The 11,581-nt window shown below is 65.1% G+C and carries 9 protein-coding genes; 3 read left to right on the plus strand and 6 right to left on the minus strand.

Translation table 11 applies throughout. From position 1 onward, the window contains the following. Nucleotides 1-32 precede the first annotated feature (32 nt). Entirely contained in the window at nucleotides 33-869 is an 837-nt protein-coding gene (locus K0P03_RS15820; RefSeq protein ID WP_023514693.1) for a bifunctional allantoicase/(S)-ureidoglycine aminohydrolase, read from the plus strand. Nucleotides 870-923: 54 nt separating this feature from the next. Here K0P03_RS15820 and K0P03_RS15825 read toward each other — a convergent pair whose 3' ends face one another. Next, nucleotides 924-2,111: a cyanate transporter gene (locus tag K0P03_RS15825; RefSeq protein ID WP_272790050.1), complete on the minus strand. Its 1,188-nt coding sequence runs from the start codon at nucleotides 2,109-2,111 to the stop codon at nucleotides 924-926. A gap of 131 nt (nucleotides 2,112-2,242) precedes the next feature. Here K0P03_RS15825 and K0P03_RS15830 point away from each other — a divergent pair, with 131 nt between their 5' ends. Together K0P03_RS15830 and treY are read left to right on the plus strand one after the other, a co-directional pair. After that, nucleotides 2,243-3,106: a LysR family transcriptional regulator gene (locus K0P03_RS15830; protein ID WP_050743675.1), complete on the plus strand. Its 864-nt coding sequence runs from the start codon at nucleotides 2,243-2,245 to the stop codon at nucleotides 3,104-3,106. A 140-nt stretch (nucleotides 3,107-3,246) separates the two neighbouring features. Continuing rightward, nucleotides 3,247-5,805, plus strand: a complete 2,559-nt coding sequence (gene treY / locus K0P03_RS15835; protein WP_272790051.1) for a malto-oligosyltrehalose synthase — start codon at nucleotides 3,247-3,249, stop codon at nucleotides 5,803-5,805. 138 nt (nucleotides 5,806-5,943) lie between these two features. Here the strand turns inward: treY and K0P03_RS15840 are convergent, their stop codons facing one another. From K0P03_RS15840 to K0P03_RS15860, 5 genes are all read right to left on the minus strand, one after another. After that, entirely contained in the window at nucleotides 5,944-7,575 is a 1,632-nt protein-coding gene (locus K0P03_RS15840; RefSeq protein ID WP_272790052.1) for an FGGY-family carbohydrate kinase, read from the minus strand. 65 nt (nucleotides 7,576-7,640) lie between these two features. Further along, nucleotides 7,641-8,369 (minus strand): SDR family oxidoreductase, encoded by a 729-nt coding sequence (locus tag K0P03_RS15845; protein ID WP_272790053.1) that lies wholly within the window; start codon nucleotides 8,367-8,369, stop codon nucleotides 7,641-7,643. Between the two features lie 20 nt (nucleotides 8,370-8,389). Beyond that, the gene (locus K0P03_RS15850) at nucleotides 8,390-9,634 is read right to left on the minus strand and encodes a sugar ABC transporter permease (RefSeq protein ID WP_023512743.1); all 1,245 of its coding nucleotides are present in this window, start codon (nucleotides 9,632-9,634) and stop codon (nucleotides 8,390-8,392) included. Then, nucleotides 9,631-10,449, minus strand: coding sequence for an ATP-binding cassette domain-containing protein (locus tag K0P03_RS15855; protein ID WP_023512744.1), 819 nt, complete (start codon nucleotides 10,447-10,449; stop codon nucleotides 9,631-9,633). Before K0P03_RS15855 ends, K0P03_RS15850 begins: the two co-directional genes overlap by 4 nt. Nucleotides 10,450-10,528: 79 nt before the next feature. Further along, nucleotides 10,529-11,575 carry an ABC transporter substrate-binding protein gene (locus tag K0P03_RS15860; protein WP_272790054.1) on the minus strand — a complete coding sequence of 349 codons (1,047 nt, stop codon included), beginning with the start codon at nucleotides 11,573-11,575 and terminating at the stop codon, nucleotides 10,529-10,531. Nucleotides 11,576-11,581 lie beyond the last annotated feature (6 nt).

Consider the following 11,581-nt stretch of genomic DNA (forward strand, 5'->3'; position numbering starts at 1 on the left):
ACCGGAAACACTCAACCAAAGGGCCTGAGACGATGCAACGAAGCTATTACTCCTCCCTCGGCGGCCACCCCCCGCAGAGCGACCTCCTGACCGGCCGCGCCGTCTTCACCGAGGCCTATGCTGTGATCCCCAAGGGGGTGATGCAGGACATCGTCACCAGCTTCCTGCCCTTCTGGAACGACACGCGCTGCTGGGTCATCGCTCGCCCGCTTTCCGGCTTTGCCGAGACCTTCTCACAATATGTCATGGAAGTGGCGCCGGGTGGCGGCAGCGACCGACCGGAACAGGATCCCGAGGCAGAGGGCGTGCTCTTCGTCGTCGATGGCGAGGTGGAGCTGACGCTGCCGACCGGCAAGCACACGCTGCAGCCAGGCGGTTACGCCTTCCTGCCGCCAGCCCTGAAATGGTCGCTGCACAACCGCTCTGGCGCCCATGCCCGCTTCCACTGGGTCCGCAAGGCCTATGAGGCCGTCGATGGTCTTGCTCATCCCGAGCCGCTGATCCTCAACGAAAGGGACATCACCCCGAACGCGATGCCCGGCACAAACGGGGGATGGGCGACAACGCGCTTCGTCGATCCGAACGACCTGCGCCACGACATGCATGTGACGATCGTCACGCTGATGCCCGGCGCCGTCATTCCTTTTGCGGAAACCCATGTCATGGAGCACGGCCTCTATGTGCTGCAGGGCAAGGCCGTCTACCGCCTCAACCAGGACTGGGTGGAAGTGGAAGCCGGTGACTTCATGTGGCTGCGCGCCTTCTGCCCGCAGGCCTGCTATGCCGGCGGCCCCGAGCCATTCCGCTACCTGCTCTACAAGGACGTCAACCGCCACATGAACCTGCGCCCGTTCGGCAGCCGCCGTTAGGTCCGACGCCCCGCGACGAAAAACCCGCGCTGCATCCGGCGCGGGTTTTCTCGTTCACGGCATGAACGGCATCGCCGCCGGATAGTGCCGAGGATCGAAGCGCAGATAGAGCAGTGCCGTTACAAGCACACAGCCGAGATGCAGCACCCAGCCCGCCGCAAAGCCACCCGTCCAGTCATGCAGCAACGCCATCGCATAGGGGCCGAGCGCGGCGATGAGAAAGCCCCCGCCCTGCATCAGCGCGGCAAGCGCACCGGCCTGTTCGGGCCGCGGCAGGTGGTCGAGCGCCGTGACGATGGCAAGCGCGAAGCTGCCACCAAGGCCCGCGCCACACAGCCCGGCCCACATAGCCGGCGCCATGCCGGGAAGACAGGCAAGGCCGAAGAAGCCGACAGCCTGGAAAAAGATCGTCAGCCAAAGCCAGCGGCGACGGTCGACATTGCGGCGCGCCAGGATGGGAAGGCCAAGCGCCGCGACGGCCTGGCAGACCGCCATGACCGCGACGAGATTGCTGCTGTCGGCGCTCGTCCAGCCCTGTGCCTGGTAATAGGGTGCAAGCCAGGCGATCAGCGAGGAATAGCCGGCATTGATCAGCCCGAAGGCGCCCATCAGCACCCAGGTCCGCGGCCGGCACAGGAGCCGACGCGTCAGCGTCCCATCGGGCCGGCTCGCTTTCACGTCGGACAGGATGCGCCAGGATGCGGCGAGCGCGACGGCAACCGGCAACGCCAGCCAGGCAAGCGCCGCCCGCCAGCTATAGCCGGCATGCACGAGCACCGGCATCATCCGCGCCCCGAAAGCGCCGCCAGCCATGATCATCGCCGAATAGAGCCCTGTCACGACAGGCACGCTCGTCGGAAAGCGTGCCTTGATGATGCCGGGAAAGGCAGCCTGGATGAAAGCGACGCCGACGCCACAGAGCGCCGCCGTCACGATCAGCGACGGGCCATCCCCTGCAACGAGGCGCAGCGCCGAGCCAGCGAAAAGCACGGTCAGCGCAATCAGCAAGCCACGCCGGGCACCCAGCCGCACCAGAAGACCCGGTGCGGCAAAGGCGCCGAGGCCCATCAGAAGCATGGGGAGAAGCGTCAGCATAGCGATGCCGCCAAGACCGAGGCCGGTATCCGCACCGATCTCCGCAAGGATCGGGGCCGGAGCCGCCAGGAAGGGCCTGAGATTGAGGCCGATCAGGACCACCAGTGCAAGCATTGCCCAATCGCGGCCGGAGCGCGTATCCGTCATGGTTCGACTTTCGTGCTGAAAAGACAGGCCGAGGCACAGGCACCAACCCTCGCCTATCGCTATCACTGGCTTGAATCATGCGCAAATTAGATGTTTAGATAGCTGCCATTCCGATTTTCGATGGAGACCCCGTGCTCGATCCGCGCCTGCTCCGGGCTTTCGTGGCAATTGCCGATGCCGGCAGCTTCACTGCCGCGGCCGACCGTCTGCACATGACTCAATCGACGATGAGCCAGCAGATCGCCCGTCTCGAGGAGGCGATCGGCCGGGAGCTGGTTGATCGCGCCGCGCGACCGGTGCGCCTGACGGTGACCGGCGAGCGCCTGCTCGGCCACGCCCGGCGCATCCTCGCGCTGCAGACCGAGGTGCTGGCACTGGTCGCCGAGACCTCCGGCACCACTTCGGTGCGTATCGGCATGCCCGACGACATCGCAACGCCCGAAATGGCCCACGCCTTCGCGGCCTTCGCCAAGCGCCACAAGGAGGCGCGTCTCGACGTCACCACGGGACTGCGTGCGGACCTCACGCGGCGCTATCGTTCCGGTGAACTCGATATCGTCGTGCTCAAGGAGGACACGCCGAGCGCCGACAGCTGGGCGAGTTTCGAAGAGCCGATCGCCTGGTTCGCCGCGCTGGACGCACCAGCGGACTTGCCCGATCCCGTGCCGCTCGTCACCTTCCCGCCCGGCGGGCTTTATCGCGATGCCATGTTCGACAGGCTGGAGCGAGAGCGGCAGCGCTGGTATGTCGCCTTCACCTCTGCCAGCCTGCGCAACGTGCTTATGGCTATCGAGGCCGGCCTCGGCCTCTCGCTGCTGCCCGTCGATGCGGCGAAGGGTTGGCGGGTAAAACGCTTTGCCGATTTCCCGCCTGAGCCACCGGTCGTCGCCTCGCTTTATTCCTGGGAGCGGAACGGCATCGTCGGTGAACTCGCAAGCGAGGTTCTCGACATCCTCAAGCGGCATTTTGCCCGTGAAAGGAACTCCATCGCCTAGCAGAAAGCGCTCGCTGCCCGGCCTGTTTTTTATCTGCTGCGGAGAACGGATCGGGCATCCGGCAAACTCTGAAAATTGCGTTGGAACAATTCGGGGGTATCTGCGTTTTCTGGGCGAGAAAACGCACATTTCAGGACCCCATGACCCGCCCTTCCTCCACCTACCGCCTGCAGTTCCGAAACGGCATGGACTTCGCGAGGGCACGTCAGTTGGTGCCCTATCTCCAGCATCTGGGCATCAGTCATCTGCACGCTTCGCCGGTGATGACGGTGGTGAAGGGATCGCCCCATGGCCGCGATGTCATCGATCCCAATGCTGTCGATCCTGCCCTCGGCGGCCTCGATGGCCTTCGCCAGCTTGCCGGCGATCTGAAGGCGAAAGGCCTAGGCCTCATCCTCGACATCGCACCGAACCACGTGGCCGCAAGCCTTGAAAACCCCTGGTGGCACAGCGTCCTCACCTGGGGAAAGGAAAGTCCGTTTTCCGGGCATTTCGATATCGACTGGTCGGAAAAACTGACCCTGCCCATACTCGACAGGGATTTCGCGGCGGAAGCCGCGAGCGGCAGGATCCGCCTCGCGCTGGATCCGGAGCGGGGCGTCCTGTCGCTGTGCTACCGCGGCGACTTCTATCCCCTGCATCCCGAGACAGGCCCGCAAGCTCTCGCAGCACGCGGCGACGACCTCTTGCTGATCGCCGCCCCGACAGCAGCCTTCGAGGGTGCAGCTGCCAGCACGCGTGCCGTCATCGACGAGAAGGAGGTCGTGGCGCGCATACTTGCCGAAATCTCGCACGATCCGGGGCGAATCACGGCCATCCACGAGGCGCAGCCCTGGCGGCTGGTGGAACGAAAGACGGCGCGCCGACAGGCCGGCTACCGACGACTGTCCCGATCCGCAGACCTTGTCGGACTGCGCCTCGACGACACCAGGGTCTTTGACGACAGCCACCGGCTGATCATCGACCTCGTGCGCGAAGGCACGGTGGACGGGCTGGCGATCCTTCACATCGACGGGTTCAGCGATCCGCGTGCCTATCTGGAACGGCTGCGCGCCGCCGTCGGTTCGGCCTATCTGATCGTCGACAAGCGCCTTGCAGGAAGCGAGCGGCTGGCGGCGGAATGGCCGGTTCACGGCACGACCGGCGGCGAAATCATCACCGCACTCACCGGCATGATGGCCTGCCGTCCCGGCGAGGCATCCGGCCCCGGCAACGATGGCCTGCGAACGGAAACGGTCCGGGAGGCCTGCAAGCGGCAGATCCTCACGAGGGACCTGGAGAGCGAGACGGCACAGCTGACCCTCCTTGCAAAGGCTCTCGCCGACCGATCCCATGCCGACCTCTCCCGCAGCTCGCTTGCCGAGGCGATCCGCGCCTTGATCATCGCCCTCCCCGTCGCACGGACATACGCAACCGCTACGCATATCAGCGAACGCGACCGCGAGATCATCGCAACGGCCCGACAGCAGGCCCAGGAGGGAAACCGACCGGAGGTCCGCGAGGCGATCGACTTCATCTGGGAACTGCTGGCCGACGACCGGATCGCGGTTACTCTTGCAGGCTGCACCGAGTTTCGCGCGCGTTTCCAACAATTGAGCGGCTGCGTTGCGGCAAGAGTGCCTGACGACGCGCTTCTCTCAACGGACACCGGCAGCACTGCGCGCGGCGGATTGCCGGACGGCCCCGCGGCGTTTCACGCATCCATGCGGGCCCGCGCAGAAGCCATGCCGCACGGCCTGTCCGCTGTCGCCCCGTTCGGCGCTGCCTGTGGCGGAGACACCAGAGCCCGGCTCCACGCCCTCGCAGAGGCGCCGGACCTCTGGCACACAGCGACGGGGCGCTGGTCTGCCCTCGGCGCCGCCGTGATCCGCGACCCGGCCGGCGGGACCGCACCGGAGCCGGATACGGAACGGCTGCTTTACAATGCAATCGCAGCCATCTGGCCGGTCGCGGGGCTTGAGGACAGCGCGGCCATCCGGTCCCTTGCCGCCGATCTAAAGGTTTTCGTGCAAAGCCAGAGGCATGTCAGCCCGCAAGGCCGGCTGCCGGGCACACATCCAGAGCGGGCGCTTGCCGGTCTCATCGAAGGCCTGTTCGGCAATGACGCTTTCCTGCGCGATCTAGACGCGACACTGCCGCCCTTTATCGATGCCGGGCTGATGAACGCCCTTGCACAGACGCTGATCAAACTGACCATGCCGGGCGTTCCGGATATAAGGCAGGGCAGCGAGCGCGGCGACTTTTCCTTGCGGAAGGCTGGGCACCGCGTGTTCATGCTGCCATCCGGCATCCTGTCGGAAAAGCCGCCCGCGACAAGGACTGCCTTCGCCTCCTACAAGCAATGGCTGGTGGCAACCGTGCTCGCCACACGAATGAAACATCCCGAAGGTCCGTTCGCCGGCCCTTACCTTCCACTCGACCTTTCGGATGGCGGCGCACAAGCTCTCGCCTTCCTGCGTGGCGCCCCACAGGCGTTTGCCATCACCGTGGCGCCGCGCCACACTTTCGGCAAGACGCATCCCGGCAGCCTGCACCTGACGGAGGACGCGATGCGCGGCATTTCCATCACCATTCCCGACCGCTTCTACGGGCGCACCGTGCAATCCGTACTCGATGGCCGAAAATTGGTTCTGGGTGGCGACATGCCACTCACCGAAGCCCTTGCGGGGGAGCCAGTCGCTCTCTTCGTCAGCGCCTAAAGCACTCTCGCCAAGGCGGCCAGGGGCGAACAGAGGCTTGGAGTCCGTCAGCTTTATACTGAGTATGAAGGACCCTAGGATTCTTTGTTTTCGTTTGTCCTTTCGGGAAAACCGGGCTCCATTTTTCCCTGACAAACCCTAGCGGATCTCCCGCGCCAGCGTCTGAAGCCGCGTGAAGGCATCGTAGCGCTTCGTGTGCAGAGCCGCGATATCGGCACCGGCCGGCTGGTAGGTGCGGTCGGTCGCCGAAAGGGCTGCCATTGCCGCTCGCACATCCGGGAAGGCGCCTGCGGCGACGCTTCCGAGAATGGCGGCACCGAGCAGCACCGGCTCCTCCGCCCGTGTCGCAAGCAAGGCCTTGCCGGTTGCATCGGACAGGAGCTGGCGAACGAGATCGAGCTGGCCCGCACCACCGCTGATCACGATCCTGTCAATGGGCGCACCGGCCGCCGCCTGCGCGTCGATGATCTGGCGCAAGCCATAGCCAATGCCGCAAAGCCCGGCGATGTAGAGCGAGACGAGATTGGCAAGGTCACGCTCCATGCCGAGGCCGACGATCGCCGCGCGGGCATGCGGATCGGCGAAGGGCGCGCGATTGCCGAGAAATTCGGGCACGACATGTACGCCATCCGCCAGCTCTGCCGCGGCTGAAAGCGTCGGCACGTTCTCTGCAGCAAGCCCCGCCAGGAAGGCCGGCAAGGAAAGGCCCTGTGCCTTCGCCAGCGCAGCGGCTTCGCCCGCCGCCGGGTGGAAGGAGAGAAGCTGCTCGATGGCAGCGCCGGCCGCCGATTGCCCGCCCTCGTTCAACCACATGCCCGGCACCATGGCAGAATAATATGGCCCCCAGACACCCGGCACGAAGACCGGCTCTCGGGTCGAGGTCATGGTGCAAGAGGACGTGCCGAAGACATAGCCGAGATTGTTTTCCGGCGGGCCCTCGACCCCAACCGTGCCGATGCCGCCCGCATGGGCATCGATCATGCCGGCACCGACCGGCGTACCCGCGGCAAGACCGAGCTCTGCCGCCGCCTTTGCCGTCAGGCCGCTGCCAAGCGGCGTGCCCGGCTCGACGACACGTTGGCCGATACGGACAAAATCCTCATCTGCGAGCAGACCGAGGCCGATGTCATGGAAATAGCTCGGATCCCACCGCTTTTCGTGCGCAAGATAGGTCCATTTGCAGGTCACAGTGCAGGTAGAACGCGCAAGGTCGTCCGTCGCGCGCCAGGTCAGGAAGTCTGCAAGGTCGAAAAACTGCCAGGCAGCATCGAAGACCTGCGGACGATTTTCCTTGAGCCACAGCAGCTTCGGCGTTTCCATCTCCGGTGAGATGATGCCGCCGACATAGCGCAACACCTCGTGCCCCTTGGCGTTGATGCGCTCGACCTGTTCGACCGCCCTGTGGTCCATCCAGACGATGATGTCGCGCTGCGGGTCCTCCGAAGGGCCGACGGGTAGCGGCTTGCCCCCATCTCCAAGCACGACCAGCGAACACGTCGCGTCGAAGCCGAGGCTGATGATCTGCTCGGGCGCAACGCCGGCCTTGGCGACGGCTTCACGCACCGAAGCACAGACGGCGGCCCAGATCTCCGTGCTCGACTGCTCGACCATCGCGCCCGGCTCGCGGAACAGCGAAATGTCGCGTTTTCCCGAGGCCAGCATGCGCCCGGTCATGTCGAAGAGGCCGGCTCGGGCGCTTCCGGTGCCGACATCGACGCCGACAAGGTAGCGTTCGCCGCCCGCGGGACGTGCGGAGGAAGGAGTGTTCATGGGTCTACCGCCTGCAATCGGAAATTCTTCGGGCAGGCGGCCACAAGCCGCCTGCGGGTTTTGCTTCAGAGATCGACGCTGTTCGGCAGGATCACCAGGTCACGGATCGTGACATTGCGCGGCCGGGTCAGCATGAAGAGCACGGCATCGGCCACCTCCTTCGGCTGCATCAGGCTGCCATTGGCGAGCGCTTCGTCCATCTTCTCCTTCGGCCAGTCGTCGAGCAGCGCCGTCACGACCGGTCCCGGCAGCACCGCGCCGACACGCACGCCATGTTGTGCCACCTGCCGGCGCGTCGAATGCACGAAGGCCTGTACCGCGAATTTCGAGGCCGTGTAGATCGGCTCCCAGACGACGGGCACGACACCTGCAATCGACGAGGTGAAGAGGATATCACCGGTCTTCTTCCCGATCATGTAGGGCAGAACTGCGTGGACCGAGCGGAAGGCCGCGTTGATGTTGAGGTTCAGCATGCGGTCCCAGGCGTCGGGGTCACCCTCTACCACCGGCCCGCCGATATAGGCACCGGCATTGGCGTGGAAGATGTCGAGCCCGCCGGCAATCTCCAGGATACGAGGCATCATGCCCGAAACGTCGGCGGGATCCAGGAGATCGACGACGAGCGGCAGGGCATTGGGGCCGAGCTCCTTGCAGAGCTGTTCCAGCTTGTCCTTCGCGCGGTCGACGAGCACCACCTTCGCGCCTTCGGTAAGGAGGGTCCTGGCGCATTCCAGGCCGATGCCGGAGGCGGCACCGGTGATGGCGGCAATCTTGCCCTTCATGAGGTCAGCCATATCGAAAACTCCATTCAAAATTATGCACGGCCGTGGCTGACGCGTGAGCGTCGGGCGAGCGAATCGACGATGACGGCGATGGCGAGAACGCCCCCGGTGATCATGTAGCGCAGCGATGACGAGAGATTGAGCAGCGTCAGGCCGTTCGAGATCGCCTGGATGACGATGATGCCGAGCAGGGCCGAATAGGCGCTGCCGCGACCACCGAAGAGGCTGGTACCGCCGATAACCGCCGCGGCGATCGCGTTGAGGTTGACGTCGCCCGTGCCGGCCTGCTGGCTGGAGGAGGCAAGCCGCGAAGCCGAGAGGATGCCGCCGAGCGCGGCCAGCGTCGAGCAGAGCATGAAGGCGCTCATATAGATGCGGCGCACGTTGATGCCCGAGCGGCGCGCCGCCTCCTTGTTGCCGCCGACGGCGAACATCGAGCGGCCCCATTTGGTGCGCGTCAGCGCATAGTTGAGGACAACGGCGAGCGCGATGAAGAGCGCGAACATCCACGGGATGCCGCGGCCGAGATTGAGATAGAAGACGGCGATCTCCAGCGCTGCCGTCAGCACGACGGCCTTGAGGATCAGCGCCCGCATCGGCTGGGCGGAGAGGTTCGCCGCAAGACGCTGCGTGCGGGTGCGAAGGCCGCGGCCGATCATCACCAGGCCGGGAACCAGCGCCAGGGTGTAGGACAGCCAGTCGGGCATGATCAGGATCTGGCCGAAACGCACCAGCGAGGACGCATAGGGCAGATTGATCGAGCCGGTCGGGCCGAGAATGAAGAGCTGCAGGCCGAGCAGCGCCAGCAGACCTGCGAGCGTGGCGACGAAGCTCGGCATGCCCAGCCGGTTGTAGAGCGTCGCATAAAGAAGGCCGACGCCCGCACCGACGACAAGTGCGGCGAGGATGGCCCCGACGATCGGCCAGCCCTGATTGACCCAGAGGACGCCCACCATGGCGGAAGCAAGACCGCTCATCGAGCCCACCGAAAGATCGATCTCGCCAAGAACGAGCACGCAGACGATGCCGAGTGAGATGACGCCGACGGTGGCGCAATCGAACAACAGGTTCACGAGATTGTTCGGCGCGAGGAAAATCGGATTCAGGGCGGAAAAGACGACGGAGATGACGACGAGGCCGACGGCAACCGGCAACATGCCGAGATCGCCGGAGCGTACGCGGTCGATGAAACCGCGCGCCATGGCGGACAGGCTGTCGTCGTGGCGCACGCGCTCGTCGCTGCGGTCGAGCGTCGGCTGGGAGGAATTCTGGCTCATGCGGCGCCCCCGTGATTTTCCTGGACGTGAGACTTGCGTTCGGCGCGGCGCGAGACGGAATTGTCGGTCGCGCCTGTGATGGCGGAAACGAGCTCCTGATTGGAGGAGTCGGGCGTGAAGACACCGTTGTTACGCCCGAGCCGGAGCACGACGATGCGGTCGGCGACGGCGCGCACGTCCTCCATGTTGTGGCTGATGATGATGACGCCGAGTCCGCGGTCGCGCACGCGCTCGATGAGGTTCAGCACCTCCGCCGTCTGCGCGACGCCGAGCGCGGCGGTCGGCTCGTCCAGCATGATGAGTTTCGGATTGAGCAGCAGTGAACGGGCAATGGCGACCGTCTGGCGCTGGCCGCCGGAAAGCGAGGCGATCGGCTCGCGCACCGAGGGGATGCGCGCGGCAAGCTCGCGCAGCAGCGTCCAGGCGCGCACTTCCATCGCCACTTCGTCGAGCGCCCAGGGCGACAGCTCGTGGCCGAGATAGAGATTGGCGACGACATCGAGGTTTTCGCACAGTGCGAGGTCCTGGAAGACGGTGGCGATACCCAGGTCCAGCGCCTTGGCCGGGCTGTCGAGCGTCACCTGTCGGCCACAGAATTCGATCGTGCCCGAGGACGGCTGATGCACACCGGCAAGCACCTTGACCAGTGTCGACTTGCCGGCGCCATTGTCGCCAACCAGCGCGACCACTTCGCCGGCCTTCACGTCGAGCTCGATGTCCGTCAATGCGGAAACGGCCCCGAAATTCTTCGATACGCCGCTGAGACGCAGCACGGATTCTCCCTTGGAGGGAGCATTTTGAAGCGTGGCTGTCATGGCCCGGAACCTTCAGACTGACCTTTCGACGGCAGGAAATGTCCGGCCGCCTTGTGCGGCCGGACACAGATGGCGGCGCTTACTGGATGATGCCCAGTTTGCGGCAACCTTCAACATACTCGCCAGTGCAGACCTCTTCCGGCTTGTTGATGCCCTTGTCGAAGATCTCGGCCTTGATGTTCTCCGCCGTCACGACCGCCGGAACGAAAAGCTGTGAGGGCGTTTCGTAGAGCTTGTGCGTCGCTTCCGGCGTCTCGCCCTTGAGGAGCTTGACGGCGACATTCGCCGCCGCTGCCGCGACGATTTCCGACGGCTTGGAGATCGTGTTGTACTGGTCGCCGGAGATGATGAGCTGGAGCGCCGCGATGGTCGCGTCGTTGCCCGTCACCGGCGGCATTTCCTTGACGCCGGCCGCCTTCAGCGCCGCGATCGCGCCGCCGCCCGTGCCGTCATTGGCCGCGACGATGCCCTTGATCTCCTCGCCGAAGCGAGTGATCTGGCCAGCCGCCCATTCCTGCGCCTTCGGCGGCGCCCAGTCCGGCGTGTCGAATTCGGCGAGCGTCTTGTAGGGCGAGGCGTCGAGGGCGGAATCGATGCCGTCGCGGATGAGCCCGGCGGCCGCATCGGTCGGCGAGCCGTTGATCTGCAGCACGCCGGCACCATCGGGAACACCCTTCGCCTTCAGGTGATCGACAAGCGACTGCGCAATGGCCTTGCCGATGCCTTCATTGTCGAAGGAGACGTAATAGTCGGCCGGCTTGTCCGGGATCGGGCGGTCATAGGCGATGACCTTGACGTCCTGCGACTGGGCGATCTCGACGAGGGCAGCGGCAGCGGCGGAATCAACAGGGTCGAGCACGATGACCTTGGCACCCTGCGCGATCACCGAGTTGAATTGCTGCTGCTGGAGCGCGACGTCGGCATTGGCGTTCTGGTAGATCACCGTGCAGCTCGGGCACAGCTTTTCCATCTCGGTCTTGAAGCCGGGATAGTCATGCTGCTCGTAACGGGTCGAAGCCTGGTCGGGCATCAGGAAGGCAACGGTCGCGCCCTCCTGGGCAAAGGCGGCGCTGCCGAGCGACAGGACGAGGCCGGTCGAGGCGAGCAAATGGGTAAGCGTCTTCATTGGGTT

The organism is Shinella sp. HY16, assembly GCF_028534175.1.
Lineage (GTDB): Bacteria > Pseudomonadota > Alphaproteobacteria > Rhizobiales > Rhizobiaceae > Shinella.

What these genes read in the sequence shown, in the direction of transcription:
- K0P03_RS15820 (WP_023514693.1), top strand. Translation starts at nt 33, where the DNA reads ATGCAACGAAGCTATTACTCCTCCCTCGGCGGCCACCCCCCGCAGAGC.
- K0P03_RS15825 (WP_272790050.1), bottom strand. Translation starts at nt 2,111, where the DNA reads ATGACGGATACGCGCTCCGGCCGCGATTGGGCAATGCTTGCACTGGTG.
- treY (WP_272790051.1), top strand. Translation starts at nt 3,247, where the DNA reads ATGACCCGCCCTTCCTCCACCTACCGCCTGCAGTTCCGAAACGGCATG.
- K0P03_RS15840 (WP_272790052.1), bottom strand. Translation starts at nt 7,575, where the DNA reads ATGAACACTCCTTCCTCCGCACGTCCCGCGGGCGGCGAACGCTACCTT.
- K0P03_RS15845 (WP_272790053.1), bottom strand. Translation starts at nt 8,369, where the DNA reads ATGGCTGACCTCATGAAGGGCAAGATTGCCGCCATCACCGGTGCCGCC.
- K0P03_RS15850 (WP_023512743.1), bottom strand. Translation starts at nt 9,634, where the DNA reads ATGAGCCAGAATTCCTCCCAGCCGACGCTCGACCGCAGCGACGAGCGC.
- K0P03_RS15855 (WP_023512744.1), bottom strand. Translation starts at nt 10,449, where the DNA reads ATGACAGCCACGCTTCAAAATGCTCCCTCCAAGGGAGAATCCGTGCTG.
- K0P03_RS15860 (WP_272790054.1), bottom strand. Translation starts at nt 11,575, where the DNA reads ATGAAGACGCTTACCCATTTGCTCGCCTCGACCGGCCTCGTCCTGTCG.